Origin of the sequence: Rhizobium rhizoryzae (genome assembly GCF_011046895.1) — a bacterium.
Taxonomy (GTDB): Bacteria; Pseudomonadota; Alphaproteobacteria; order Rhizobiales; family Rhizobiaceae; genus Neorhizobium; species Neorhizobium rhizoryzae.
The window spans coordinates 178,843-204,257 of sequence record NZ_CP049250.1 but is presented as its reverse complement, the minus strand read 5'-3'; the positions used below and the strand labels follow the sequence as shown (position 1 = coordinate 204,257).

26 protein-coding genes are annotated in these 25,415 nt (G+C 60.1%); 14 read left to right on the top strand and 12 right to left on the bottom strand.

What is annotated here, in order from left to right:
• Positions 1–78 precede the first annotated feature (78 nt).
• Positions 79–924: a L,D-transpeptidase gene (locus G6N80_RS07300; RefSeq protein ID WP_062553134.1), complete on the bottom strand. Its 846-nt coding sequence runs from the start codon at positions 922–924 to the stop codon at positions 79–81.
• A 195-nt stretch (positions 925–1,119) separates the two neighbouring features.
• Between G6N80_RS07300 and G6N80_RS07295 the strand changes: the two genes are divergently transcribed.
• Positions 1,120–1,749, top strand: a complete 630-nt coding sequence (locus G6N80_RS07295; RefSeq protein WP_062553133.1) for a DNA-3-methyladenine glycosylase I — start codon at positions 1,120–1,122, stop codon at positions 1,747–1,749.
• On the opposite strand, the gene G6N80_RS07290 is transcribed toward G6N80_RS07295, so the two are convergent.
• The 6 genes from G6N80_RS07290 to G6N80_RS07265 all read right to left on the bottom strand — a co-directional run bounded on the left by G6N80_RS07290 (position 1,723) and on the right by G6N80_RS07265 (position 4,662).
• A complete protein-coding gene (locus tag G6N80_RS07290) occupies positions 1,723–2,451 on the bottom strand; it encodes an HAD family hydrolase (protein WP_062553132.1) in 729 nt (242 codons plus the stop codon). The two genes, G6N80_RS07295 and G6N80_RS07290, sit on opposite strands and share 27 nt — an antisense overlap.
• 93 nt (positions 2,452–2,544) lie before the next feature.
• Positions 2,545–2,919 (bottom strand): CopM family metallochaperone, encoded by a 375-nt coding sequence (copM, locus tag G6N80_RS07285; protein ID WP_062553131.1) that lies wholly within the window; start codon positions 2,917–2,919, stop codon positions 2,545–2,547.
• Positions 2,920–2,964: 45 nt separating this feature from the next.
• On the bottom strand, positions 2,965–3,411 hold the full coding sequence (locus tag G6N80_RS07280) for a hypothetical protein (protein WP_062553130.1): 447 nt from the start codon (positions 3,409–3,411) through the stop codon (positions 2,965–2,967).
• Positions 3,412–3,435: 24 nt separating this feature from the next.
• On the bottom strand, positions 3,436–4,185 hold the full coding sequence (locus tag G6N80_RS07275) for a hypothetical protein (RefSeq protein ID WP_165132669.1): 750 nt from the start codon (positions 4,183–4,185) through the stop codon (positions 3,436–3,438).
• Positions 4,182–4,451, bottom strand: coding sequence for a type II toxin-antitoxin system RelE family toxin (locus G6N80_RS07270; protein WP_062553128.1), 270 nt, complete (start codon positions 4,449–4,451; stop codon positions 4,182–4,184). Before G6N80_RS07270 ends, G6N80_RS07275 begins: the two co-directional genes overlap by 4 nt.
• On the bottom strand, positions 4,435–4,662 hold the full coding sequence (locus G6N80_RS07265) for a DUF6290 family protein (protein WP_165132666.1): 228 nt from the start codon (positions 4,660–4,662) through the stop codon (positions 4,435–4,437). The genes G6N80_RS07270 and G6N80_RS07265 overlap by 17 nt, the downstream gene beginning before the upstream one ends.
• 157 nt (positions 4,663–4,819) lie before the next feature.
• Here G6N80_RS07265 and hisS point away from each other — a divergent pair, with 157 nt between their 5' ends.
• Genes hisS through hisG form a run of 3 tightly spaced genes read left to right on the top strand, consistent with a single transcriptional unit; the run spans position 4,820 to position 8,218 of the window.
• Entirely contained in the window at positions 4,820–6,340 is a 1,521-nt protein-coding gene (gene hisS, locus G6N80_RS07260; RefSeq protein ID WP_062553126.1) for a histidine--tRNA ligase, read from the top strand.
• Between the two features lies 1 nt (position 6,341).
• Positions 6,342–7,526, top strand: a complete 1,185-nt coding sequence (locus G6N80_RS07255; RefSeq protein ID WP_062553125.1) for an ATP phosphoribosyltransferase regulatory subunit — start codon at positions 6,342–6,344, stop codon at positions 7,524–7,526.
• Complete coding sequence (hisG, locus tag G6N80_RS07250; RefSeq protein WP_062553124.1) at positions 7,523–8,218, top strand: ATP phosphoribosyltransferase; 696 nt, start codon at positions 7,523–7,525, stop codon at positions 8,216–8,218. Before G6N80_RS07255 ends, hisG begins: the two co-directional genes overlap by 4 nt.
• A gap of 83 nt (positions 8,219–8,301) precedes the next feature.
• Here the strand turns inward: hisG and G6N80_RS07245 are convergent, their stop codons facing one another.
• A complete protein-coding gene (locus G6N80_RS07245) occupies positions 8,302–8,748 on the bottom strand; it encodes a DoxX family protein (protein ID WP_062553123.1) in 447 nt (148 codons plus the stop codon).
• Positions 8,749–8,994: 246 nt separating this feature from the next.
• Between G6N80_RS07245 and G6N80_RS07240 the strand changes: the two genes are divergently transcribed.
• Positions 8,995–9,309, top strand: coding sequence for a hypothetical protein (locus tag G6N80_RS07240; protein ID WP_165132663.1), 315 nt, complete (start codon positions 8,995–8,997; stop codon positions 9,307–9,309).
• Positions 9,310–9,392: 83 nt separating this feature from the next.
• Here the strand turns inward: G6N80_RS07240 and groL are convergent, their stop codons facing one another.
• Positions 9,393–11,030 carry a chaperonin GroEL gene (groL, locus tag G6N80_RS07235; protein WP_062553121.1) on the bottom strand — a complete coding sequence of 546 codons (1,638 nt, stop codon included), beginning with the start codon at positions 11,028–11,030 and terminating at the stop codon, positions 9,393–9,395.
• A gap of 70 nt (positions 11,031–11,100) precedes the next feature.
• Complete coding sequence (groES, locus tag G6N80_RS07230) at positions 11,101–11,397, bottom strand: co-chaperone GroES (protein WP_062553120.1); 297 nt, start codon at positions 11,395–11,397, stop codon at positions 11,101–11,103.
• Positions 11,398–11,534: 137 nt separating this feature from the next.
• On the opposite strand from groES, the gene chrA reads away from it, so the two are divergent.
• The 6 genes from chrA to G6N80_RS07200 all read left to right on the top strand — a co-directional run bounded on the left by chrA (position 11,535) and on the right by G6N80_RS07200 (position 19,062).
• Complete coding sequence (gene chrA, locus G6N80_RS07225) at positions 11,535–12,899, top strand: chromate efflux transporter (protein WP_165132660.1); 1,365 nt, start codon at positions 11,535–11,537, stop codon at positions 12,897–12,899.
• 124 nt (positions 12,900–13,023) lie between these two features.
• Positions 13,024–13,872 (top strand): TIGR01459 family HAD-type hydrolase, encoded by an 849-nt coding sequence (locus G6N80_RS07220; RefSeq protein WP_062553266.1) that lies wholly within the window; start codon positions 13,024–13,026, stop codon positions 13,870–13,872.
• A gap of 14 nt (positions 13,873–13,886) precedes the next feature.
• Entirely contained in the window at positions 13,887–14,867 is a 981-nt protein-coding gene (locus G6N80_RS07215) for a bifunctional riboflavin kinase/FAD synthetase (protein WP_062553119.1), read from the top strand.
• 43 nt (positions 14,868–14,910) lie between these two features.
• Complete coding sequence (locus G6N80_RS07210) at positions 14,911–15,150, top strand: BrnA antitoxin family protein (RefSeq protein WP_062553118.1); 240 nt, start codon at positions 14,911–14,913, stop codon at positions 15,148–15,150.
• 237 nt (positions 15,151–15,387) lie between these two features.
• Positions 15,388–18,303 carry an isoleucine--tRNA ligase gene (gene ileS / locus G6N80_RS07205; RefSeq protein WP_165132657.1) on the top strand — a complete coding sequence of 972 codons (2,916 nt, stop codon included), beginning with the start codon at positions 15,388–15,390 and terminating at the stop codon, positions 18,301–18,303.
• Positions 18,304–18,435: 132 nt separating this feature from the next.
• Positions 18,436–19,062, top strand: coding sequence for a hypothetical protein (locus G6N80_RS07200; protein WP_062553116.1), 627 nt, complete (start codon positions 18,436–18,438; stop codon positions 19,060–19,062).
• An 18-nt stretch (positions 19,063–19,080) separates the two neighbouring features.
• Here the strand turns inward: G6N80_RS07200 and G6N80_RS07195 are convergent, their stop codons facing one another.
• Positions 19,081–19,554 carry a nucleoside deaminase gene (locus G6N80_RS07195; protein WP_165132654.1) on the bottom strand — a complete coding sequence of 158 codons (474 nt, stop codon included), beginning with the start codon at positions 19,552–19,554 and terminating at the stop codon, positions 19,081–19,083.
• Between the two features lie 158 nt (positions 19,555–19,712).
• Here G6N80_RS07195 and G6N80_RS07190 point away from each other — a divergent pair, with 158 nt between their 5' ends.
• Genes G6N80_RS07190 through G6N80_RS07180 form a run of 3 tightly spaced genes read left to right on the top strand, consistent with a single transcriptional unit; the run spans position 19,713 to position 23,312 of the window.
• Entirely contained in the window at positions 19,713–21,854 is a 2,142-nt protein-coding gene (locus G6N80_RS07190; protein WP_165132651.1) for a pseudouridine synthase, read from the top strand.
• 3 nt (positions 21,855–21,857) lie between these two features.
• Complete coding sequence (rsmD, locus tag G6N80_RS07185) at positions 21,858–22,418, top strand: 16S rRNA (guanine(966)-N(2))-methyltransferase RsmD (RefSeq protein WP_062553113.1); 561 nt, start codon at positions 21,858–21,860, stop codon at positions 22,416–22,418.
• A 12-nt stretch (positions 22,419–22,430) separates the two neighbouring features.
• Entirely contained in the window at positions 22,431–23,312 is an 882-nt protein-coding gene (locus tag G6N80_RS07180) for a patatin-like phospholipase family protein (protein WP_165132648.1), read from the top strand.
• Between the two features lie 284 nt (positions 23,313–23,596).
• Here G6N80_RS07180 and G6N80_RS07175 read toward each other — a convergent pair whose 3' ends face one another.
• Entirely contained in the window at positions 23,597–25,396 is a 1,800-nt protein-coding gene (locus G6N80_RS07175) for a monovalent cation:proton antiporter-2 (CPA2) family protein (protein WP_165132645.1), read from the bottom strand.
• Positions 25,397–25,415: the final 19 nt, after the last annotated feature.

Below are 25,415 nucleotides of genomic sequence, written 5' to 3'. Positions count from 1 at the left end.
GGCAAATTTTATTGATTTGCGGGGGAATGCAAGTGTTCCGACATGGCAGGGTGGGAAAACCCTGCCATGCCGCGACTTTTACATCACGATAACCTTGGTGCCGACATTCACGCGGCCATAGAGGTCCGTCACATCTTCGTTGCGCATGCGGATGCAGCCGGACGAAACGGCGCTGCCGATGGTCCACGGCGCATTGGTACCGTGAATGCGGTAGAGGGTGGAGCCGAGATACATGGCACGTGCACCGAGCGGATTTTCCGGTCCGCCTTCCATCTTCACTGGAAGATAATGGCCCTTTGCGGCTTCGCGCGCGATCATTTCCTTGGGCGGATGCCAGTCCGGCCATTCCGCCTTGCGGGTAACCGTGTGCGTTCCGGCCCATTCGAAGCCGGGCTTGCCGACGCCGACACCATAGCGCTTGGCCTGTCCGCCTTCCATCACGAGATACAGGAAACGGTTGTTCGTATCGATCACGATCGTGCCGGGCTTGTGCTCGGTCTGGTAGGCCACCATCTGCGGCAGGAATTGCGGTTCGATCTGGCCCTTGATGACGGGAATGCGCTGCATCGCCGCCTGCTGGACCGGTGCCTGCTGGGCCGGCATGCGGTTTGGCCGGATCTGCGTCGTCTGCGTGCGCGGTACGACATAAGCCGGCTGGCGCGAGGGATAGGCATAGCGAGGCTGCGCCGCATCGCGCGTGGCCGGATCGCGGTAATCGCGAACGCCGCGCTGCATGGGCTGAACGCGGTAGCCGCCGGGAGCGCGAACCTGCCCGCCGAGTTGCATGACCCATGGAGCGGTCAGATCGGGGCTCACCACGACCGGCGGACGTTCCCGGTAACGATCCTGCGCCGTGGCTTCGGTGGCCGTCAGTCCCATCGTTGCGCACAACATCAGGACCAGTGATTTCGCTCTGCTGGGCATGGTATCCCTCTTCCTACATTCACTATGGCAGTGGCTTTGCTGCGACCGTGACCCAAAGATTAAAGCGAATGGTAAATTTCGGGTGGTGCGAATGCCGTGAATGCCGGAAAGCTTTCGGCAAGGTTAATCGCCAGTTTTGAAAGATGGTTGATAGCTGTTAAACCGAGGTGGCTTGTAGATCGGGGAGGATTCGCGGTGGAAAAATCTGGCATTATCGAGGGCCCGGATGGCCGCTGCCGCTGCTTCTGGCATCAAAACCTGCCGGATTACATCCGCTATCATGATGAGGAATGGGGCCGGCCCGTGACGGACGACAGGCGACTGTTCGAGAAGATCTGCCTCGAAGGGTTCCAGTCGGGCCTCTCCTGGTTGACCATTCTGCGCAAGCGCGAGAACTTTCGGGCAGCCTTCGCCGGTTTCGATTTCGAAAAGGTTGCGCTTTTCGATGACACGGACATCGAGCGCCTCGTGGCCGATGCGGGCATCATCCGTCATCGCGGCAAGATCGTCTCGACCATCAACAATGCTCGCAGAGCCATCGAATTGCGCGATGAGTTCGGTTCGCTGGCTCGCTTCTTCTGGTCCTATGAGCCAAAACCGGAGGAGCGTCCCTCCGTCGTTGATCTCGAACATCTGCGCGCCAATCCAACGACGGCGGTCTCGGTTCGTCTGTCGAAGGATCTGAAGAAGCGTGGATGGACGTTCGTAGGCCCGACGACGGTCTACGCCTTCATGCAGGCCATGGGACTGGTGAACGATCACATCGAAGGCTGCTGCATTCGCGAGGAAACCGAGGCCCTACGCACGGATTTCATTCGACCCTGAGCCAATGTCCGCAATCAGTGCGGGCAGATGACTGAGGTCGGCAATCTCGCGAAACCGCGGCGCCTCTGTCGGTTTCTCCACATGCTCCAGCACCCAGGTCAGTTCATGCGGCACGAACACGCCCCAGGCACCCGCGGCAATAGCTGGCACAATGTCGGATTTCAGCGAATTGCCCACCATCATGGCGCGCTCTGGCCCCTCACCATGCTTGCCGAAAATCCGTCTGTAGGTCGTCGCCGTCTTGTCGGACACGATTTCCACCGCGTCGAAAAAATCGCCAAGCCCGGATTGGGCCAGTTTCCGCTCCTGATCGAACAGATCTCCCTTGGTGATCAGGACCAGGAAATACTGCCCGCGTAAACTTTCCAGAGCCTCTCGCGCATGCGGCAGGCATTCCACCGGATGCTTCAGCAGTTCGCGCCCGATCATCAAGATTTCGCTGATAGTTTCGGTTGGAACTCTGCCTTCCGTCACCTCGATGGCGGTCTCGATCATCGAAAGCGTGAAGCCCTTTATGCCGAACCCATAATGGGCGAGGTTGCGCTTCTCCGCCTCCAGCAGCCGCTCGGACACGTGTTCGCCTTCCGCATACCCCGCCAGCAGATCACGGAAACTCTGTTCCGTAAAACGGTAATATTGCTCGTTCTGCCAGAGCGTATCGTCGGCATCGAAGCCGATCATCGAGACTGGGCGTATCGTCAAGGCGGCCTCCTCTTCCAACCTGAGTGTAGCGTCAGACTGCCGAGAGACAATGGCGCAGGCACGCCATTGTCGGAATCGGACAGCAAGAGTGCGTCAGCCGCCGTTCTTGGCCAGCCAGTCCTGCATCATCTTGATCTCGGCCTCCTGGGCTGTGATCACCTCCTCGGCCAGTTTGCGAATGGCGGGATCCTTGCCGTACTGAAGCTGGATCTTCGCCATGTCGATGGCGCCTTGATGGTGCGGGATCATGGAGCGCACGAAATCGACATCCGTCTTGCCGGTGTAGGGCACCATCATGTCCTTGTGCATCTTGGTGTTCGCCGCTTCGAAGGCTTTGGTCGAGGCGGATTTATCCATGGCCATGCCCTGGTGGCCCTGATGACCTTTCATCTTCATGTCCTGCGAAAGGGCAGGGGTGACAGTGATGCCGAGCGCCACGATGGCAGCAGAAAGCATTGAGAGCTTCATGGTTTTTCTCCTGAATGGATCTTGAGTTCTGGGACGGCACAGAACTCAAGTGCGGGGAGGAGGAACCAGCGGGCGCGGGGTTTCGTCACTCATGGGAGACATCAGTGCAGGTGCGGGCCTATCCGGCGCCGCGATCGGGCCTGAGGCGGAGATGAGCGGCGGAGGCAGCGCGGTACAGGCGATGCAGAACGCCATGGTGCAATTGGCGGGCAGAAGCGGACAATGCCAGCTGTTATCCCGCGGCGAAGGCGGCGCATCTTGAAGAGCTTGGTGATGCGCGTGGGAACCGCTCGCCTTCGTCTCCATCATCTGCTCATGGCTCATGCCATGGCGCGGGGCGTAATCCGGTGCCGTGACCGGTGGCGGTGCCATAGCCATGGCCGGCATGAACCCCTGAAGGATCAGCGCAAGCAGCATGAGGAGTTTGGCGAAACGGTGCATACCCGCGAACTTAATGGCACGAATGCTTTTGACAAGTGAATTCGCGGTCATGTTTGTGATCGGTCAAAACTCTCTTCAAACGGCAATCACCCGGTGCATCGCCTCGTAGTCCCCACTGTCTTCCCCGAAGGGCACCACCGGCCAGTTCCAGTGACGGGCGCTGGGAGGAGCTTCGATTCCCGCCAGAAGATCGCCGGTCTCCAGCACCTTTCCCTGCCGGTCGGTCACCTGATAGGCGACATCCGTCACCAGACAGGCCTTGCAGGGCAGTCCGGATAGGGCCGTCAAGTGGGCGTGGATCAATTGGGGTACGATCAGGTCCGCCTGGCCTGGCCTCTTCTCCAGTTTGCGCCGTGCGCCGACCCCGATCTGGGAAAGGAGATTGGTGGATGCCACGAAATCCAGATAGGGCACCTGCCGCAGGAATGACAACGGCTCCACTCGTCCGCCCTTAAGGGCGTCTTCCAGACCCGATACATCCCGCGTGATCAGCCGGACCTTGCCTTTGCCGCGAAGCGCGACCCATGCGCGAACGCTGGCAAGATGTACGAGATCTACCAGCACTACCGTATCGAAGGCTTGGACAAGCCCCTCCATCGGCACATCACGCAAGAGGCCGGACCCGAGCACGACGGCGGTTCGCCTCTGCTTCAGATCGGAAATGGCGTGCAGAATATGCGATTTGGTATTTGCTTCATGCGTTGCCCAATCCCGCTTGCAGCGCTTCGCCCGCGCCCACAGCCGCACTGACGACGAAACATGGCGGCGAAAGTCGGCAGGTGTGACGGCAAGGCTTGCCGCATATTGCAGGGCTTCGGGGATCATCGGTAAATTTCGCGCCTATGTCCAATTTCGAGGACCAGAACCACAAGTCTCTGCTCTTGAATGTCACAGATAATGCGGAAGTCGCCAACGCGGAAGCGCCAGTATTGCCCCAGTTCCGACCCTTGAAGTCGATCCGCTATCTGTCTTGGATCATCCAGTTTGGCAACACGCTCTTCGAGAAAGACGCGGATGCGCTGCCGCGTCGCGTGATCCAGTTTCTTCAAGGATTTCTGTATGTCCTGCCGGTACTCAATCGTCCAGGCCACGCCAGAATTCCCTTGAACTGACCACGCGATCATCCCCGCCTTTGATGCGTTTGGCGGCAGCTTCAGCCGCTGCAATATCCTGCAGGTCTTCCAGATGGCGCGCCAGGGCCATCGTGGCATAGTCGTCCGCGTCCAGTCCGTGCAGATCACCATATTGCGTGATCAGGCGATACATTTCTTCCGGTATCCCGATTGTGACGCGCTTGTTCATGGTTTCATCCTCGATGGACGAGAAGAATAACAGGCCCGCCCGGCATCTGTCACCTGCCTAAAGGTGCTTCAAGGCTTGCCGCTTCAGCCTTCATCCTCTAAGAAACCGCTCAAAATTCCGGCCATTTTCAAGGGTGCCGGTGGCAAGGAAGATCACCATGAGCGACAAGCAGAAGAAGCCCCAGAAACTCAAAGCCCGCCTGCCGCGCGGCTTCGTCGATCGCACTGCCACTGACATCCATGCCACCAACGAGATGGTCGCCAAGATCCGCGAAGTCTACGAGCGCTACGGTTTCGACCCGATCGAGACGCCGCTGTTCGAATATACCGATGCGCTGGGCAAGTTCCTGCCCGATAGCGATCGCCCGAACGAAGGCGTGTTCTCGCTGCAGGACGATGACGAGCAGTGGATGTCTGCGCGTTATGATTTGACGGCACCGCTCGCCCGCCACGTGGCGGAAAACTTCAACGAGATCCAGCTGCCCTATCGCACCTATCGCGCAGGCTATGTGTTCCGCAACGAGAAGCCGGGTCCGGGCCGCTTCCGCCAGTTCATGCAGTTCGATGCCGATACGGTGGGCGCTCCGGGCGTCAACGCCGATGCCGAAATGTGCATGATGATGGCCGATACGCTGGAAGCACTCGGCATCAAGCGCGGCGATTATGTGATCCGGGTCAATAACCGCAAGGTTCTGGATGGCGTAATGGAAGCCATCGGCCTTGGCGGCGACGAGAATTCCGGGCGGCGCCTCAACGTTCTGCGGGCTATCGACAAGCTCGACAAGTTCGGCCCGGAAGGCGTGAAGCTCCTGCTCGGCGCTGGCCGCAAGGATGAGAGCGGCGATTTCACCAAGGGTGCAGGACTGGATGAGGAGCAGATCGCGAAGGTCCTCTTCTTCGTCGGTATCAAGAACTATGCGGAAAGTGCTGCCGAGTTGGCGGAACTTGTTGCCGGCACGTCCAAGGGTGCCGAGGGCGTCGAGGAACTCAATATCATCGGTGCGCTGGTCACAAGCGCTGGCTATGATGCGACCCGCATCAAGATCGATCCTTCCGTTGTGCGCGGCCTCGAATATTACACCGGTCCCGTCTACGAAGCGGAACTGACCTTCGATGTCACCAATGAAAAGGGCGAAAAGGTCGTCTTCGGCTCTGTCGGCGGTGGCGGACGTTATGATGGTCTGGTCTCCCGCTTCATGGGGCAGCCGGTTCCGGCCACGGGCTTTTCCATCGGTGTTTCGCGCCTGATGACGGCGTTGAAGAACCTTGGCAAGCTGGGTCAGGATGAGGTTCTGGCCCCGGTTCTGGTCACCGTCATGGATGGCGATGTGGAGGCCATGGGGCGTTATCAGAGGTTCACACAGGCTCTTCGTAACGAAGGCATTCGCGCCGAAATGTATCAGGGCAACTGGAAGAAGTTCGGCAATCAGCTGAAATATGCCGACCGTCGTGGTTCTCCAATCGCCATCATTCAGGGTGGGGATGAGCGCGAACAGGGCGTGGTGCAGATCAAGGATCTGATCGAAGGCAAGCGGCTGTCTGGCGAGATTGCCGATAACACCGAATGGCGCGAGGCTCGCGTGGCACAGGTCATGGTGCCGGAAGCGGAGCTCGTCGCGAAGGTCAAGGAGATCCTTGAGCAGCAGGCCGAGGATCGTCGCCGGGCGAAGGCAGGCTGACATGCCACTGACCGACATGCCGGATTTTGCCGGGATCATTCTGGATGATTTTGCCACGCGCAACGCCATGCGGGTGGATACACCAGTAATTTTAGCCGCCGAACCCTTTCTCGATATGGCGGGCGAGGATCTGCGGCGGCGGATCTTCCTGACGGAGAATGAGCGGGGGACGAGCCTCTGCTTGCGTCCGGAATTCACCATACCCGTCTGCCTGCGCCACATCGAAACGGCGACAGGCACGCCGAAGCGCTATTCCTATCTGGGGCAGGTGTTTCGCCAGCGGCGTGAGGGTGCCAACGAATTCTATCAGGCTGGTATCGAGGATCTGGGCGAAAAGGATGCTGCGAGCGCCGATGCCCGCATCGTTGCCGATGCGCTGGGTTGCCTGCAAAAGGTTCTGCCGGACAAGGCTTTTGCCGTCACAATCGGGGATCAGGCCGTCTTCGAAGCGGTGGTGGCGGCCCTTGGCCTTCCCGCCGGCTGGCAGCGTCGCTTGGTTCGCGCCTTCGGCCAGACGGATCTGCTGGAAGCCATGATTGCGCGCCTGGCCAAGGCGCAACCCGTGGCGGGTCTGTCACCGGAGGTCGAGCTTCTGCTGGAGGCCGGGGACGAGGCAGGGCTGGTGGCGCATCTGACCAATGAGATGGACCGGACCGGATACCTGACGAATGCCAGCCGTTCGCCGGAAGAAATCGTACGCCGTCTCAAGGAGAAGCGGCACCTGGCGGGCGTTTCGCTGGACGCGACCAAGCTCGATGCATTGAAGGAGTTCCTCTCCATCAATGTGTCGCTTCGCTATGCCCCGGGAGTGTTGGCGGATTTCGCGAAGTCCGCCAATCTACCGCTGGAAAAAGCGATTGAAGGTTTCGATGCCCGCGTGGCAGCGCTTGGCAAAGCTGGCGCTTCACTAGCCGACATCACCTGGCGTGCAGCCTTCGGTCGTCCGCTGGACTACTACACGGGCCTCGTGTTCGAGATCACCGTACGGGGTGGCCATGACGTGCTGGTGGGCGGCGGTCGCTATGACCGCATGCTGACCCTGCTCGGCGCAAAAGACCATATCCCGGCTGTCGGTTTTTCCATGTGGCTGGACCGGATTGAAAGATCTTTGGAGGGCGCGTCGACCCGAAAAGTGGAAGCCGGTTTTCGGGCGGAATCGACGCGCAAAAGAGGAGAACTTCGATGACCATCACCATCGGGCTTCCCTCCAAGGGCCGCATGAAGGACGATGCCTCTGCCATCTTCGAGCGGGCGGGCATGAAGATCGTCGCCGTCGGCAATGATCGCTCCTATCGCGGTCGCGTCGAAGGCTTTGACGATGTGGAAATCGCTTTTCTCTCGGCCTCGGAGATCTCGCGCGAGATCGGCAACGGCACGGTGGATTTCGGCGTGACCGGTGAGGATCTCATCCGCGAAGGTCTGGCAGAAGCCGACAAGCGGGTGGAGATCGCAGCACGTCTGGGCTTCGGCCATGCGGATGTCATCGTCGCTGTACCGGACATCTGGCTCGATGTCGAAACCATGGCCGATCTTGGTGATGTGGCGGCGGAATTTCGTGCCCGTCATGGCCGCCGTCTGGCGATTGCAACGAAGTACTGGCGGCTGACACAGCAGCACTTCTCGTCGCAACACGGCATTCAACTGTATCGGATCGTGGAAAGCCTGGGCGCGACAGAAGGCGCACCGGCAGCCGGACAGGCCGATATCATCGTGGACATCACATCGACCGGTTCGACGCTGAAGGCCAATCATCTGAAGGTTCTTTCGGACGGCGTTATTCTTCGTTCCGAAGCCTGCCTGGTGCGCGCAAGAAAGCCGGAGCATGAGGGCAACCCGACCGTTGCCCGCATCATCGAGGCCGTGCGCGGCGTTCTCTGAAACCATTCTTGAATGTATAAAAAACCCGCCGGATCCTTGTCGATCCGGCGGGTTTTTATGTGCCTTGGAGGTCAGGCGGAAGATCAGGCCAGCGCTGGCTTTACGCCGCGACGAGCGTCGAGCGAGTAGGCGCCTGCACCGACAGTAGCAAGCAGCAGATAAGCGCCAGCGAGCGTGAAGTTCTTCATCATCATGATGCTGTTCAGCGTGTTCAGCCAACCCAGAGCGGCTTCAGGCCAGCCCGGAACGGCAATCGTGCCGGAGTGGAAGACAGCGCCCGTGAAAACGCAGAAGGCGGCAAGCGCAAAGCCCGTGAGCTTGGTCTGGAAGCCAACCAGAACGAAGAGGCCAGCAACCAGTTCGAAAGCGCCAGCCAGATAGGCGAGCAGGGTTGCAGCAGGAAGGCCGGCACCTGTGATCATTCCAGCAGTACCAGACGGATCGGCCAGCTTGCCGAAGCCGGACAGGATGAAGATGAAGGAGAGAAGGATGCGCGCAACAAGGATCAGCGCGTTGTTGGTCGAGGACATGGATAAGCTCCAGGTAAAAGCCTTGGGAGGCGTTAATTGTATGGAGAGACTATGCGCCAGATTGTCGCGGCGAGAAAGATGAACGAACGGCGACGAATTGTTCGAGATTAGCGAACAACAATTCCGTGATCGGAACGTGATGGCCTTGGCCGCGTTTGTACCGCAAACCTGAATACTGACTTCATCTCACATTCAGGCGGCGCCGGGCAACCTGCGCCTCAGACACAAGCGTCGGAAGGAAACACCATGAAGAAAATCATCATCAGCGCACTGGCCCTCGTCATGGCCTCATCGGTTCCCGTGTTCGCACAGACCTATCGTTCCGAAGCACGCGAATATCGTCAGGAGCAGCGCATTCATCGCGCTTTGCGCCAGGGTGAGTTGACGCCGCGGGAGGCGCAACGCCTGATCCAGCAGCAGCGCAGGATCGATCGTGCCCAGGCGCGCGCCGGACGGGATGGCTATGTGACGCGGCAGGAGCGCCGCAAGATCGAGCGTATGCAGGATCGTGCGTCACGCAATATCTACCAGAAGAGCAACAATGGCCGCGGCTATTACTAATTCGTCGCTTTGACAGTGCTGAATGCAAAAAGGGCGACCCGAGGGCCGCCCTTTCTGTATTCCAGATGCTGGAAGGCGTGGACTTAGAAGTCCATGCCACCCATGCCGCCCATGCCGCCAGCTGGCATTGCAGGTGCGTCCTTCTTCGGCAGTTCTGCGATCATGGCTTCCGTCGTGATCAGCAGGGAAGCAACCGAAGCTGCGTTCTGCAGAGCCGTGCGAACAACCTTGACCGGGTCAACGATACCCATGGCAATCATGTCGCCGTACTCGGAAGTCTGAGCGTTGTAGCCGAAGTTGTCGTCGTTCTTGTCGAGGATCTTGCCAACAACGATCGAAGCTTCGTCACCGGCGTTTTCTGCGATCTGGCGAACCAGAGCCTGCAGTGCGCGGCGAACGATGTTGATACCAGCTTCCTGGTCGTCGTTTGCGCCCTTGACGGAGATCTTCGTGGAAGAACGCAGCAGAGCAGTACCACCGCCCGGTACGATGCCTTCCTGAACAGCAGCGCGCGTTGCGTTCAGAGCGTCGTCGATGCGATCCTTGCGCTCCTTCACTTCAACTTCCGTTGCACCGCCAACGCGGATCACGGCAACGCCACCGGCCAGCTTTGCAAGACGCTCCTGCAGCTTTTCGCGGTCGTAGTCGGATGTGGTTTCTTCGATCTGAGCCTTGATCTGGGCAACGCGGCCTTCGATGTCAGCCTTCTGGCCGTTACCATCGACGATCGTGGTGTTTTCCTTGGAGATCGAAACCTTCTTGGCACGGCCGAGCATGTCGAGCGTGACGTTCTCGAGCTTGATGCCGAGATCTTCGGAGATCACGGTACCGCCGGTCAGGATCGCGATGTCTTCCAGCATGGCCTTGCGGCGATCGCCGAAGCCAGGAGCCTTGACGGCAGCGATCTTCAGGCCGCCACGCAGCTTGTTGACGACGAGCGTTGCAAGAGCTTCGCCTTCGACGTCTTCAGCGATGATGAGGAGCGGCTTGCCCGTCTGAACAACGGCTTCGAGAACCGGCAGCATGGCCTGCAGGTTGGAGAGCTTCTTCTCGTGGAGGAGAATGAAAGCGTCGTCCAGATCTGCAACCATCTTTTCCGGGTTGGTCACGAAGTAAGGCGACAGGTAGCCGCGGTCGAACTGCATGCCTTCGACGACTTCGAGTTCGGTTTCAGCGGTCTTGGCTTCTTCGACGGTGATAACGCCTTCGTTGCCAACCTTCTGCATGGCTTCAGCAATGTCACGGCCAACCTGGGTGTCGCCGTTTGCAGAGATCGTACCAACCTGAGCAACTTCCTCAGAGGTGTTGATCTTCTTTGCCTTGGCCTGCAGGTCCTTGACGACTTCTGCAACAGCGAGGTCGATACCGCGCTTCAGGTCCATCGGGTTCATGCCGGCAGCAACAGCCTTCTGGCCTTCGCGAACGATAGCCTGGGCAAGAACGGTTGCAGTGGTGGTGCCGTCGCCTGCGATGTCGTTGGTCTTCGAAGCAACTTCGCGGACCATCTGGGCGCCCATGTTCTCGAACTTGTCTTCCAGTTCGATTTCCTTGGCAACCGATACACCGTCCTTGGTGATGCGCGGAGCGCCGAAGGACTTGTCGATAACAACGTTACGACCCTTCGGGCCGAGCGTTACCTTGACGGCATCAGCGAGAATGTCGACGCCACGCAGCATCTTTTCGCGCGCGGTACGGCCGAATTTTACTTCTTTAGCAGCCATTTTTAAAACTCCTCTGAGCGTTACAGCTCACTGTCGTTCAATCTTGTGATGGATAACGTTTCGACTGAGATCAGCCGATGATGCCCATGATGTCGGCTTCCTTCATGATCAGAAGGTCTTCGCCGTCGAGCTTTACTTCCGTGCCGGACCACTTGCCGAACAGAACGCGGTCACCAACCTTCACGTCGAGTGCGACGATCTTGCCGGACTCGTCACGAGCGCCGGAACCGACGGCGACGATTTCGCCTTCCTGCGGCTTTTCCTTCGCGGTGTCCGGAATGATGATGCCACCCTTCGTCTTTGCTTCAGATTCGACGCGACGAACGACAACGCGGTCGTGCAGCGGGCGGAAATTGGTGCTTGCCATTGTCTAATCCCTCGATCAAATGACATTGACGGGCTTGAGGCCCGTATCATTGTTGTTAGCACTCACTCTCTACGAGTGCTAGCGGCAAACAGATATGATTGAGCTCCGGCTGAGTCAAGAACAGGGCTCGTAAAAAAGTGGCCGATCCTGAACGTCTACCCGCTTCCGCCAAACCCATCACGGAAACTCCGGCGCAAACCCCTGAATTCTCGGAGGTTCTGCGGGTCTTCGCCCGTATTGGACTGTTGAGTTTTGGTGGCCCCGCGGGCCAGATCGCGATGTTGCACAAGGCTGTGGTGGAAGAAAGGCAGTGGCTTTCAGAGGAAAGATTTCTGCATGCCTTGAGCTATTGCATGCTGCTTCCTGGACCGGAAGCCCAGCAGCTTGCCACCTATATCGGCTGGCTCGTCAAGGGTGTGCGTGGCGGCATCCTGGCCGGACTTCTGTTCGTGCTTCCCGGCCTTGGCGTCATGATCGGGCTTTCCACAGCCTATGCGCTGTATCAACAGACCGACTGGCTGACGGGCCTCTTTTTTGGCCTCAAGGCTGCCGTGCTTGCCATCGTGGTCCAGGCGCTGGTTCGCCTTTCCGTGCGAACGTTGAAATCAGGCTTTCATATCGCGCTTGCGGTCGGCGCCTTCCTCGCTCTGTTTGTTCTGGATTTGCCGTTTCCGCTTTTGGTTCTTGGCGCGGGCCTTCTCGGTTACTGGCGAAGCCGATTCACCGCTCCCGTCACTCCGTCGATCGATGCAGGGGAAGGGCGGCCTGCTCTGGCCTCCCAGCTTTTATCGCTGCTGTTCTGGGTCGTCATTTGGCAATTGCCGCTGCTGATCCTCTGGCTCGTCGATGGTTTCGAAACCTTGGCGACCCTGTTTGCCTTTTTCTCGCGGATGGCCCTGGTCACATTCGGGGGCGCCTATGCGGTGCTTGCCTATGTGGCGCAGGTTGTCGTTCAGGATTACGGATGGCTGAGGCCGGGTGAGATGGTCGATGGTCTGGCGCTGGCAGAAACAACGCCGGGCCCGCTGGTTCTCGTCCTGTCCCATATCGGCTATCTCGTCGGCTTCAGAACGGTGAACGGCATCGATCCGGTGATTGGCGGCATTCTCGGCGCGCTTCTGGCCGCCTGGGCAACGTTCGTCCCGAGCTTCATCTGGATTTTTGCAGGTGCCCCCTACATCGAGCGTCTGCGTGGCAATGCCCGCATGTCCGCGGCGCTGTCGGCCATCACGGCAGCGGTTGTCGGCGTCATCTGCAATCTGGCCCTCTGGTTCGGTTTGCATGTGCTTTTCAGGGAAATGCATCGCGTCCCTCTGCTGCCACCAATTCCGGGAAAGGATGCGTCGGGCCTTCTTGTGCCGGTTCTATCGTCCCTCGATCTGGCAGCCCTCGCACTGTTTCTGGTCTCCGCATTTCTTTTGATCCGCATGCAGGCTGGAATGGTGAAAGTGCTGGCCTTCTGCGCGCTGGCGGGCGTCCTCTGGCAGCTATTCACAGGCTGAACCAATCCGGCGCACGCGCATCATGAACACACTGGCATCATTCGGCTTGACTGAAACTCCTTGCCAAGCCGGTCCGGCTTTGCCATGTCAGCACCAGTAGTTTTCATGAAAAGACCGGATGACCATGGCAGACCGCATCAAGACCCTCGGTGAAATCACAACCGGCTACGAGCTGATCCTCTCCGATGTCTGGGGCGTTCTGCATAACGGAGTGGATGCTTTTCCAGCTGCCTGCACTGCGCTGGAAGAAGCGCGCAAGGCCGGTCTCACCGTTGTTCTGATTACCAATTCGCCGCGTCCGGCACCGGGTGTCATCGACCAGCTGCGCGTGCTGGGGGTTCCCGATAGCGCCTATGACCGGATCGTCACCTCCGGCGATGTAACGCGAAAGCTGATCGCCGAAGGCCCGAAAAACGTGTTTCTGCTCGGCCCGGAGCGCGACATGCCGCTGTTCGAGGGGCTCGATGTGAACGTGACCGGCGAGGCGGATGCGGAGGCAATCGTCTGCACCGGCTTCTTTGACGACGAGAAGGAAGTGCCGGAAGACTACCACGACATGCTGGTGCGCTTCGTCGGGAAGGGCGCGCCTCTCATCTGCGCCAATCCGGATCTGGTCGTCGAGCGTGGCCACCGCATCATTCCGTGTGCCGGTGCCGTTGCCGCCTATTTCGAACAGCTGGGCGGTTCCACCCGCATCGCCGGCAAGCCGCATTCGCCGATCTACGAGGCCGCGCTTGCGGCAGCGCGCGAGGTGAGGGGCGAGATCGACCTCGCCAAGGTCATTGCCGTGGGCGACGGCATGCCGACCGACGTGAAGGGCGCCTTGAGCTATGGTCTCGACCTGCTCTACGTCTCTGGCGGTATTCACGCCGCTGAATATACGGTCAATGGCCAGACGGACGAGGCGATCCTCAACGCTTACCTGAAGCGGGAAGGGGCGACGCCGAAATGGTGGATGCCGCGGCTGGCGTAATGGGTGCCTGAACGATGACCGTGTTTCACCGAAATGAGAAGAAAGAGCCGCTGCCCGATACGCTGAAGGGTGGTGTCGTGGCGATCGGAAACTTCGATGGCGTGCACCGCGGCCACCGCAGCGTGCTCGAACGCGCGCTGGAGATCGCTGAACAGCGCGGTGTGCCCGCATTGGTGTTGACCTTCGAGCCACATCCACGCACGCTGTTCAAGCCGGACCAGCCGGTTTTTCGGCTCACTCCAGCGCCACTGAAGGCGCGACTTCTGGAGGCCATGGGCTTCCGCTCGGTCATCGAATATCCGTTCGATGCGGAATTTTCCAAGCGTTCTGCCGAGGAATTCGTGCAGTCTGTTCTGAACGATTGGCTGCAGGCCAGTTCCGTGGTCACCGGTTTCGATTTCCACTTCGGCCGTGGTCGCGAAGGTGGCCCTGCATTTCTGATGGATGCGGGCCGACGCTACGGTTTCGATGTGTCGCTTGTTGATGCTTTCCGCGACGAAAATGCCGAGGTGGTTTCATCCAGCCGCATTCGGGACCTGCTAATTGCGGGCGATGTTGCCGAGGCTGCCGGACTTCTCGGCTATCGCTACACGGTGGAAGCCGAAGTGGTGCATGGCGAAAAACTGGGCCGCACGCTCGGCTATCCCACGGCCAACATGCGCATAGCACCCGAAGCCGGTCTGAAGCCGGGGATTTATGCCGTGCGCTTCCGGCGCGCGGACGGCACCATTCATGATGGTGTCGCGAGCTATGGTCGCCGCCCCACGGTGACGGATAACGGTGCGCCGCTGCTGGAAACCTTTGTGTTCGATTTTTCCGGCAGTCTGTACGGCGAAATCTGTGCCGTTTCCTTCTTCGGCTATCTGCGCCCGGAACTAAAATTCGATGGGCTCGACCCCTTGGTAGAGCAGATGAAGCGGGATGAGGAAGAGGCTCGCGCGCTGCTGGCTGGTGTCCAGCCGCTTGGTCCCGTCGATCGTGTCATTGCGTTTTGACTTGCCGCTCCTTCATTGAAACTCCTGTAAGGAAACCAGATCCATGGCCTCTACACCGCGCAGACCGGTCAACCCGATGGAGGCCGCCGAAGCCCTGTTCAAGCCCGCCAAGAAGCAGGCTGCACCGGCAGTTGAGCGTCGCTCTCCGCCCAAGGTGAAGGAAATGGTGTCCATCAAGCTCGACAGCGACGTGCTTGAGCATTTCCAGAATGATGGCCCCGGTTGGCAAGAGCGCATCAATGATGCTCTTCGCGCCGTGGTGGATGCACAGAAGGGTGAGTAGAATATCCCGGACGGCGCCCTCGCAAGCCCCTTTTCTTTATGGCGAAAAACCCCTAAAGAACCGGGCATCATGAACGTTTTTGCTGCGGCCTCCTTGAAGCGAATTATCGGCCCGGCCTTTCCAGCCGCCTGAACGGTAGCGGAAAGGTCCGGGTTTTCCGTGCTGGTTCCAGCGCGACGTGCCGCCAGTTTCCTTATCCTGCGACCGACCGAGCGTCGCTTTTCCGATGGCTGATCCATGACCGACATCAAGACCGATACCGCAGACAAGCAAGATTATTCGTCCACCCTGTTCCTGCCCGAGACCGATTTCCCCATGCGCGCCGGCCTTCCCCAGAAGGAGCCGGAAATGGCGAAGAAGTGGAAGGACATGGGGCTTTACAAAAAGCTTCGCGCCTCCGCCGCTGGCCGCGAGAAGTTCGTTCTCCATGATGGCCCTCCTTACGCCAACGGCAACATCCATATTGGCCATGCGCTGAACAAGGTGCTGAAGGACGTCATCACCCGCTCGTTCCAGATGCGCGGCTTCGATGCCAATTATGTTCCCGGCTGGGATTGCCACGGCCTGCCGATCGAATGGAAGATCGAGGAAAAATATCGCGAAAAGGGCAAGGACAAAAACGAAGTCCCGGTCAACGAATTTCGCCAGGAGTGCCGCGAGTTCGCGCAAGGCTGGATCAACATCCAGTCGGAAGAGTTCCGCCGTCTCGGCATCGAAGGTGATTTCGATAATCCCTACACGACCATGGCCTTCCACGCGGAAGCCCGCATCGCTGGCGAACTCCTGAAGATCGCCATGAGCGGCCAGCTCTATCGCGGCTCCAAGCCCATCATGTGGTCGGTTGTCGAGCGCACGGCGCTGGCCGAAGCGGAAGTGGAATATGCCGAGGTCGAAAGCGACACGATCTGGGTGAAGTTTCCTGCCGTTGGTGCATCAGGCGATCTCGACGGTTCGTTCGTCGTCATCTGGACCACAACGCCCTGGACGATCCCGGGCAACCGCGCGATCTCCTATTCGTCACGCATCGAATACGGCCTTTACGAAGTCACTGCGGCTGCGAACGACTTCGGTCCTCGTCCAGGTGAAAAGCTCATCTTCGCCGACAAGCTTGCAGCGGATGCTTTTGCCAAGGCGAAGCTGGAGTTCAAGCGCGTTCGTCAGGTCTCGGCGCAGGAACTTGGCTCCATCACCTGCGCCCATCCGCTCGCACACCTTGGCTACACCTTCAAGGTGCCGCTGCTCGATGGCGATCACGTTACCGATGATGCCGGTACGGGCTTCGTGCACACGGCGCCAAGCCATGGTCGCGAAGACTTTGATGCCTGGATGGGGCACGGCAAGGCGCTTGCCGAGCGCGGCATCGACACCAAGATCCCGTTCCCCGTTGATGATGCAGGTTTCTACACGGAAGAAGCGCCCGGCTTTGGCCCTTCGGCTGAAGGCGGTGCTGCGCGTGTTATCGACGATAACGGCAAGAAGGGTGATGCCAACAAGCGTGTGATGGAAGCGCTGATCGCCGCCAACAACCTGTTTGCCCGTGGCCGTATCAAGCATGAATATCCGCATAGCTGGCGCTCCAAGAAGCCGGTCATCTTCCGCAACACGCCGCAATGGTTTGTCTATATGGACAAGGATTTGTCCGATGGCACGACACTGCGCACGCGCGCCCTCTCGGCCATCGACCAGACCCGTTTCGTGCCTGCCGGTGGTCAGAACCGCCTGCGCGCCATGATCGAGCAGCGCCCGGATTGGGTGCTTTCCCGTCAAAGAGCGTGGGGCGTGCCGATCTGCGTCTTCGCCGATGCTGAGGGCAATGTCCTGAAGGATGAGAAGGTCAATGCCCGTATTCTCGAAGCCTTCGAGAAGGAAGGGGCAGACGCCTGGTTCGCTGCCGGTGCCAAGGAACGCTTCCTCGGCAACGAGCATGACGGCGACAAGTGGAAGATGGTCACCGACATCCTTGATGTCTGGTTCGATTCCGGTTCCACCCATACCTTCACCTTGGAAGATCGTCCGGATCTGAAGTGGCCGGCGGATGTCTATCTGGAAGGCTCCGACCAGCATCGCGGCTGGTTCCATTCCTCGCTTCTGGAAAGCTGCGCAACGCGTGGCCGCGCGCCGTACAACGCCGTCATCACCCATGGTTTCACCATGGCGGAAGATGGCCGCAAGATGTCGAAATCGCTCGGCAACACGGTAACGCCGCAGGATGTGATGAAGGAATCCGGCGCTGATATCCTGCGCCTCTGGGTCATGTCGACCGACTATGCCGAAGACCAGCGCCTCGGCAAGACGATCATCCAGACGAACATCGATGCCTATCGCAAGATCCGCAACACCATCCGCTGGATGCTCGGTACCCTGGCCCATGACCATGGCGATGAGATCGCCTATTCGGATCTGCCGGAACTCGAAAAGCTGATGCTGCATCGCCTCAGTGAGCTCGATCAGTTGGTGCGCAAGGGCTATGACGAGTTCGATTTCAAGCGCATCGTCCGCGCTCTGTCGGATTTCGCCAACGTCGAGCTATCGGCCTTCTACTTCGATATCCGCAAGGATGCGCTCTATTGCGATGCGCCGTCTTCGGCTCGTCGTCGCGCGGCCCTTTTCGTCATCCGCAAGCTGTTCGATTGCCTCGTGCTGTGGTTTGCGCCAATGATACCGTTCACCACGGAAGAGGCATGGCTGTCGCGTGATCCGTCCGCCACGTCCGTGCATCTCGAACAGTTCCCGGCAATTCCGTCGAACTGGGCAAACGAGACGGTTTCGGAAAAGTGGAAGCAGGTGCGCGCCGTTCGCCGTGCCGTGACAGGCGCTCTGGAAATCGAGCGCAAGGAAAAGCGCATCGGCTCTTCGCTGGAAGCCGCACCCGTCGTGCACGTGGCTGATCCGGAGCTTCTGAAGGCGCTGGAAGGTCTCGATTTCGCGGAAATCTGCATCACCTCGGATATTTCCGTGGTGGCAGGAGAAGGTCCGGCAGAGGCATTCCGTCTGGACGATGGCACCAAGGTTGCGGTCGAGCCGAAGCTTGCGGAAGGCGTCAAATGCGCCCGTTCGTGGAGGATCACCAAGGATGTCGGTTCCGATCCGGCATACCCGGATGTCTCGGCGCGCGATGCCGAGGCGCTGCGTGAACTGGCCGCATTGAAGTGAGTGAAGAATACCGGATGATTGCGCTTTGCCGCGTCATCCGGTAAGTCTGCCTGAAATTGGCCGGATTTTTCGGCCAATCGGGGTTTTGAGTGATCTCGCGCGCCAGGACGGGGCGCGTCTGGAAGGGTTGGTATGAAGACGTTGCAGGCAATTCGTGTAAGGCTCGGCCTACTCGCCGCGGCTGCGGCAGTGGTTGGTTTGTCCGGCTGCGTTTCGAGCCCGACCTATGGAACGAGCAAGACCGCCGGCGAGCAGTTGGTGGACGATCTGGGTTCCGCCATTTCGCTGGGTCCGGAAGACAAGCCAAGCACCAAGTACAATCCGCGTCCCGGTCTGGTGGTCAACAAGGCCCGCACGGATAACCTGCCGCAACCGCAGACCTCGCTTGCAAGCCGCGAAGCAAATCCGAACTGGGTCGAGTCCCCGGAAGAAACACGCGCACGTCTGCGTGACGAGGCGGAAGCCAACAAGAACAACCCGCATTATCGCTCGCCTCTGCTGGCTGGTGATGGCAAGGCCGGTACGATGACCGAGGCCCAGAAGTGGGAAGCCTTCCGTCAGGCCAAGGCCAATGCGGAAAGCCCGGGCATTGCGGGTCAGCGCCGCACGCTCACCGAGCCGCCGGTTCAGTATCGCGTGGCCGATAGCGCCAACCTGACCGATCTCGGCGAACCGGAACTGAAGAAAGAGCGTGAGCGCAAGAAGTCTGCCGCTGCCGCTTCTTCCAACTCGTCGTCCTGGTGGAACCCCTTCAAGTAAGGGGCTCCCGTCCCAGCGTCAGCCTTTGCCCGAAAATGCGCCATCTCGCTTGGCCTGGAAGAAATCCACCAGCAAGCGAGAAGTTGTCGTCTCTGCGAAGCCGGAATAGACATCCGGCGAATGGTGGCAGGTCGGCTGGTTGAAGAAGCGGACGCCGCTTTCCACCGCTCCCCCTTTGATATCTCTGGCGCCGTAATAGAGCCTGCGGATGCGCGCAAACGAAATGGCCGCCGCACACATGGTGCAGGGTTCGAGCGTGACATAAAGATCTGCGCCGACCAGCCGCTCTTGTCCCAAGGCCTCGCAAGCCATCCGCAACGCCACGATTTCCGCATGCGCCGTGACATCGTTCCGCTCACGGGTGCGATTTCCGCCGCGTCCGACGATCTCGCCATCCAGCACCACAACCGCGCCGATCGGCACCTCATCGCGCTCTTTCGCCCGGATTGCCTCCTCGATCGCCGCATTCATGAAACGATTTGTCCCGCTCATGCGGCGATTCCCTCTTAACCCGGCGGGCCTGACCTGATAGGAACGGTCCCAACCTGCGTCGCGCCGGTTCAACCGAGATGCGACAAGACGTCAGTACAGTCAACACACGCACTTAAGGTAGGACGCGATGTCCCACCCTCGCTTCAGGCAAACAACATATGAGCTTTAAAGACAAGCCGAAGCGCGAAGGAGGCAAGCCCTTCGATCGCGACAGGAAGAAACCAACCGCAGCCCGCAAATCCGATGATGGCGCGTTTTCCGCAAAGAAGGGCCCTCAGAAGCCCTTCCGCAAGCCAGCCGTCGATGCGTCGGCTGTGGCTGCTGCGACAGCGGACAAGCCGGAGCGCATTTCCAAGATCCTGGCGCGCGCAGGGATTGCCTCTCGCCGCGATGTCGAGCGCATGATCATGGAAGGCCGCGTCAGCCTCAACGGAACGGTGCTGGATACGCCCGTCGTGAACGCGACCCTGGCCGACAAGATCGAAGTGGATGGCCAGCCGATCCGCGGCATCGAGCGCACGCGCCTGTGGCTCTACCACAAGCCTGCCGGTCTGGTGACCACGAATTCCGATCCGGAAGGGCGTCCGACAGTCTTCGAAAACCTGCCGGAAGAACTGCCGCGCGTGATGTCGATCGGCCGTCTCGATATCAATACCGAGGGCCTTCTGCTGCTGACCAATGATGGCGGTCTGTCCCGGGTGCTGGAACTTCCCACCACAGGCTGGCTGCGCCGCTATCGCGTGCGCGCCCATGGCGAAGTCAGCCAGGAGCAACTGGACAAGCTGAAGGACGGCATTGCCGTCGATGGCGTCCTCTATGGCGCAATCGAAGCGACGCTTGATCGCACCCAAGGCCACAATGTGTGGATCACCATGGGTCTTCGTGAAGGCAAGAACCGCGAAATCAAGAACGTGCTGGGTGCTCTGGGGCTCGACGTCAACCGCCTGATCCGCATCTCCTACGGGCCGTTCCAACTGGGCGATCTGCCGGAAGGCCATGTGGTGGAAGCGCGCGGCCGCATGCTGCGCGATCAGCTTGGCCCACGTTTGATCGAAGAGGCCAAGGCCAATTTCGACGCGCCGATCTACAACAATCCGCCGCCGGACGAGGACAAGCCCGAGGTGAAGGCTCCTCGTGCCGAGAAGGCCTGGGGTGCTGGTGAGAAGCGTACTGCTGAAAAGCCCGCTGGCCATCGCGATGATCGCGATGCACCGCGCGGCGAGCGTCGCGAGGGCGGCAGGTTTGGCGATAAGCCCGGCTTTGGCGAAAAGCCAAAGTTTGGTGACAAGCCGAAGGGTCGCGGCGACGGCAAGTTTGCTGGCAAGGGCAAGCCTTCCGGCAAGTTCGATAGCCGGTCCGGTGGCCGCGACGATCGTTTCGAAGACGAGAAGCCCAAAAAGCGTGCGCCCATGGGCACATCCCGCACAGCCAACGTCTGGATGGCGCCCGGCGCTCGTCCCACCAAGGATGGAGGCGCTGGCAAGAGCTCGGCGCGCGCCGAGGCGGAACGCCTGTTCAACAAGCCGACCGAGGCTCCGCGTCGTCCCAACATCAACCGTGTCGAAGGTGACAGCGACTGGATCCGCGCCGAGGAAGCGCCGGCACAGCGTCGTTCTCGTGACGAGGATGGCGGCGGCTTCCGTGACCGCGGGGATCGTGGTGACCGTGGCGATCGCGGGCCACGCCAGGATCGCGGTGACCGCCCGTTCCGCTCAGAGCGCCCGGATCGTGGCGATCGTCCTGCGCGGGGAGAACGCCCCGAGCGTGGAGAACGCAGGGAAGGCGGAGACCGTTCATTCTCCGATCGTCCGCGGTCGAAGCCACCTTTCAGCAAGGATGCCGGCGGCGAGCGCCCGGCGCGCGAGGGCGGCGAACGCAAGTTCTCGCGTCCGCAGGGAGAACGCTCTGAAGGCCGTGGTCGTCCCTTCGGCGACAGGCCGGATCGCGGTGACCGTCCACAGCGCAGCGAGCGCGGAGATCGCGAAGGCGGACGCAGCGGGTTCGGCGGCAAGCCGGGCGGTCGCGCATCTGGCGAGCGTTCCTTCGGTGAACGGTCTGGCGGTGAACGGTCTGGCGGCGAGCGCTCGTTTGGCGAAAGATCGGGCAAGCCAGCGGGCAAGAGCTTCGGTGGCAAGCCTGCCGGAAAATTCGGCGGCAAACCCGGTGGCGCGGGCAAGCCGGGCGGTCGTCCCGGTGGTTCCGGCAAACCCGGTGGGCGTCCGGCTGGCGGTCGCGGTCCCGGTTCGGGCTCGCGCGGCGGCGCAGGTGGCAGCAAGGGTCCTCGCGGTCCGAGGGGCTAAGTCGTGCGCATTGTCGGTGGTGAATTCCGTGGCCGAAGTCTTGCCACGCCAAAATCAAACGCGATCCGGCCGACCATCGACCGGACGCGGGAGAGCCTGTTCAACATCATCAGCCATGTCTACCCGGAGGCCGTGGATGGCACCCGGGTTCTTGACCTGTTTGCCGGAACCGGCGCTGTAGGGCTGGAGGCTCTGTCGCGCGGCTGCCGGAGCGCACTGTTCGTCGAGAACGGCGTTGAGGGACGCGGTCTTCTGTGGGAAAACATCGAGCAGTTCGGCCTGCATGGCCGTGCTCGCATCTTGAGGCGGGATGCGACCAGTCTCGGTACCGTTGGAAACATCGAGCCGTTTCATTTTGTCTTCGCAGATCCGCCCTACGGTCAGGGTCTCGGCGAGCAGGCGCTTCTTTCCGCCCATAAGGGTGGCTGGATTGCACCGGATGCGCTGGTGGTTCTGGAGGAAAGGGCGGATGTGAGCGTGGCGTGTGATCTTGTTTTCCAGCCGCTGGAACAGAGGGTTTTTGGCGAAACCCGCATAGACTTTTTCCGCTACAAACCAGCCTGAAGGCAAAGCGCGATGACGACACGGATCTCCCCCGGCGCAGAGCATGTCGTCCCCTCAAATGGTGCTCCGCGCGTCGCCGTTGCTTTCGGCGGCGGGGGCGCGCGTGGCATTGCCCATATTGCCGTCATCGAGGCGCTTGATGAAATGGGCATTCGCCCGGTTGCGATTGCAGGTTCGTCGATCGGTGCAATCTTTGGCACCGGCATGGCGGCAGGAATGAGCGGCGCCGAGATCCGCGACTATACGCTGGAAACGGTCGGCAACCGCAACGCTGTTTTCAACCGCCTTTGGTCGCTCGGTCCGGCCAGTATGCGTGATGGCATCGGCGGCTTCCGCCTCGGCCATTTCAACCTGGAGCGCATTCTGGAGGCGTTCCTGTCTCCGGCAATTCCGCAGAGCTTCGGCGAACTGTCCATTCCGATGAAGATCGCCGTCACCGATTACTACGGCCAGACGGAAGCCATTCTGGAAACCGGCGATTTGCGATTGGCCATAGCGGCCTCCGCGGCAATCCCCGGGCTTTTCATGCCGGTGCGGATCAATGGCCGCATCATGGTGGATGGCGGTATCTTCAACCCCATCCCCTGGGAACACCTGATGGAGGACTGCGACATCGTCATCGGTGTCGATGTCGTCGGCGCGCCGGAAGGCGATGGAACCCATCCGCCCAGCCGTTTTGATAGCATGTTCGGCGCCAGCCAGTTGATGATGCAGTCAGCCATCGCGCTGAAGATGAAGCTGCATCCGCCCCACATTTTCCTGCGCCCCTCTGTCAACCGGTTCCGCGTGCTGGATTTCCTGAAGGCACGGGAGATTCTCGAGGAGTCCCAGCCCATCAAGGATGAGTTGAAGCGCTCCTTCGAGAAGTTGATGGCACGCCGGGACCGCGACTGATACCAAATGTCGATGATATGAACCGATTGCGTGGGACCGGAGACCTTCATCCGAGGAGGAGCATACCGGAGAGCGATGCGCCTGCATCGGTCGAGGATTGCGACAAAGTCGGTGGAGGAAATCCGGCCCATCCAGAGGACCGGGCGCTTTTGGCCTTCGGACGTCGTCGAAAATCCACGCCGGACCTTCAGGTCCGACTGTGGTTTTCTTCTCGCCGCAAACCAAAATCGCTCCGGCGCAATCGGTCCCTATCATCGACATTTGGTATGAGATAGCCGCGCGGCTCAGGCTTGTCCCGCGGAATCGGCTTCGTGTGCCACCGGCTGCCTCTTCGGCTTGGTCAGAGGCTCCGGGCGAACCGGGCGCGTGTGGAGCATGTGCAGACCGGCAGTCAGACCCTCCGCTGCCTGTATCTGCAGCCGTTCCTCGTCCCGCCGACGGATATCGGCGCCGATCTCGGCGGCTTCCGTTTCCGTCTTTCCAAGCGCCTCCAGCGTTTTCTGGCCGAAGAGCAGGCCGGATTCCAGCGTTTCGCGGATCTCGTAATCCACCTCGCGTGCCCGCAACGAGATCGTGTGAATACGATCATAGGAGCGCACGAACAGTTTCACCTCTGGAAACTCGGACCGGATGAGATCCACGATCCTGTCGGTGATATCGCGGCGATGCGTACAGATCGCAACGATCTTCGCCCGCTCGATACCCGCTGCCAGAAGAACTTCCTTGCGGGCGCCATCTCCAAAGTAGATGCGAAAACCGAAGGAGCTTGCCTGCCGGATGCGGTCCGGTGAATCGTCGATCACGGTCACGTCGCGGCCCCCGGCGAGCAGAATCTGCGCGGCGATCTGGCCGAAGCGCGAAAAGCCGATCATCAGCACATCCGCACCCGCACCTTCGAAATCCTCTTCTATTTCTTCCCGCTTCTGCTCTCCGGTGAAATAGCGCCGCGCGAGTGCCGAACCCAAGGGCGTCAGCGCCATGGACAGCGTGACGCTGGCAATCAGCAGCGAGGATGCGCCAGCCGTCAGAAGACCGGCGGAGACCGCCGTGGTGAACAGCACGAAGCCGAATTCACCGCCCTGCGGCAGAAGTGCTGCGATGCTGGCCGAATCCTCCTTCGTCGAACCCCAGAGACGGCAGAGCACGTAGATTACCAATCCCTTGGCGATCATGAAGAATGGCACGCCGGCCACGATCAGAAGCAGGTTCGACAGGATGGCGTTGAGATCAAGGGAGAGGCCCACTGCCATGAAGAACATGGCGAGCAGCAGGCCGCGAAAGGGCTCGATATCTGCTTCCAACTCGTGGCGATAGGAGGATTCAGCCAGCATGATGCCCGCAAGAAAGGCGCCCATGGCCATGGAGAGGCCAACGAGTTGCATCAGTACGGCGGACCCCAGCACGACCAGAAGTGCCGCGGCAAGCATCACTTCGCGGGCGCCCGTGCGGGCAATCACCTGAAACATCGGCGTCAGCAGATAGCGACCTGCAACCACCATGGCTGCGACGGCGAGAATGGCGCGACCGGAATCGACAAGAATGGTCGATGTGCTGGCCTCCGGTCCCGAACCCAGAATGGTCACGAGTGCCAGAAGCGGCACGATGGCGAGATCCTGAAACAGCAGGATAGAAAAGGCGCGACGTCCATAAAGCGCGTTGGCTTCCCCATTGTCCGCAAGGATCTGCAGGGCAAAGGCGGTGGAGGAAAGCGCAAGGCCAAAGCCTGCAATCACGCTTCCTTGCCAACTGGCAATATTGGCGAGATAGGCGAGACCTGAAAGAAGCAATCCGGAGAACAGAACCTGCGCGGTTCCGAGAACGAAGATGTCGCCGCGCATCTGCCACAGGCGGGAGGGCTTCAGTTCGAGGCCGATGATGAAGAGAAGGAACACGACCCCGAGTTCTGAAACATGCAGTACTTCTTCCGGATCGGAGATCAGCCGCAGGATCGGCCCGATGACGATACCGGCTGCGAGGTAGCCCAGAACGGTCCCGAGACCCAGTTTCTTGAAGATCGGCGCGGCAAGCACGGCGCCACCCAGCAGAAGCAGGGTTTCGTTGAACAGTGGATCGGGTGTCGCCATGGAGCCTCTCGTCCGGATT

Bases quoted from the DNA above. Each gene is read 5' to 3' on its own strand.
- G6N80_RS07300 (WP_062553134.1), bottom strand. From the start codon at position 924: ATGCCCAGCAGAGCGAAATCACTGGTCCTGATGTTGTGCGCAACGATG.
- copM (WP_062553131.1), bottom strand. From the start codon at position 2,919: ATGAAGCTCTCAATGCTTTCTGCTGCCATCGTGGCGCTCGGCATCACT.
- G6N80_RS07280 (WP_062553130.1), bottom strand. From the start codon at position 3,411: ATGACCGCGAATTCACTTGTCAAAAGCATTCGTGCCATTAAGTTCGCG.
- G6N80_RS07275 (WP_165132669.1), bottom strand. From the start codon at position 4,185: ATGATCCCCGAAGCCCTGCAATATGCGGCAAGCCTTGCCGTCACACCT.
- G6N80_RS07265 (WP_165132666.1), bottom strand. From the start codon at position 4,662: ATGAACAAGCGCGTCACAATCGGGATACCGGAAGAAATGTATCGCCTG.
- hisS (WP_062553126.1), top strand. From the start codon at position 4,820: ATGAGCGACAAGCAGAAGAAGCCCCAGAAACTCAAAGCCCGCCTGCCG.
- G6N80_RS07255 (WP_062553125.1), top strand. From the start codon at position 6,342: ATGCCACTGACCGACATGCCGGATTTTGCCGGGATCATTCTGGATGAT.
- hisG (WP_062553124.1), top strand. From the start codon at position 7,523: ATGACCATCACCATCGGGCTTCCCTCCAAGGGCCGCATGAAGGACGAT.
- G6N80_RS07245 (WP_062553123.1), bottom strand. From the start codon at position 8,748: ATGTCCTCGACCAACAACGCGCTGATCCTTGTTGCGCGCATCCTTCTC.
- G6N80_RS07240 (WP_165132663.1), top strand. From the start codon at position 8,995: ATGAAGAAAATCATCATCAGCGCACTGGCCCTCGTCATGGCCTCATCG.
- groL (WP_062553121.1), bottom strand. From the start codon at position 11,030: ATGGCTGCTAAAGAAGTAAAATTCGGCCGTACCGCGCGCGAAAAGATG.
- groES (WP_062553120.1), bottom strand. From the start codon at position 11,397: ATGGCAAGCACCAATTTCCGCCCGCTGCACGACCGCGTTGTCGTTCGT.
- G6N80_RS07220 (WP_062553266.1), top strand. From the start codon at position 13,024: ATGGCAGACCGCATCAAGACCCTCGGTGAAATCACAACCGGCTACGAG.
- G6N80_RS07215 (WP_062553119.1), top strand. From the start codon at position 13,887: ATGACCGTGTTTCACCGAAATGAGAAGAAAGAGCCGCTGCCCGATACG.
- G6N80_RS07210 (WP_062553118.1), top strand. From the start codon at position 14,911: ATGGCCTCTACACCGCGCAGACCGGTCAACCCGATGGAGGCCGCCGAA.
- ileS (WP_165132657.1), top strand. From the start codon at position 15,388: ATGACCGACATCAAGACCGATACCGCAGACAAGCAAGATTATTCGTCC.
- G6N80_RS07200 (WP_062553116.1), top strand. From the start codon at position 18,436: ATGAAGACGTTGCAGGCAATTCGTGTAAGGCTCGGCCTACTCGCCGCG.
- G6N80_RS07195 (WP_165132654.1), bottom strand. From the start codon at position 19,554: ATGAGCGGGACAAATCGTTTCATGAATGCGGCGATCGAGGAGGCAATC.
- G6N80_RS07190 (WP_165132651.1), top strand. From the start codon at position 19,713: ATGAGCTTTAAAGACAAGCCGAAGCGCGAAGGAGGCAAGCCCTTCGAT.
- G6N80_RS07180 (WP_165132648.1), top strand. From the start codon at position 22,431: ATGACGACACGGATCTCCCCCGGCGCAGAGCATGTCGTCCCCTCAAAT.
- G6N80_RS07175 (WP_165132645.1), bottom strand. From the start codon at position 25,396: ATGGCGACACCCGATCCACTGTTCAACGAAACCCTGCTTCTGCTGGGT.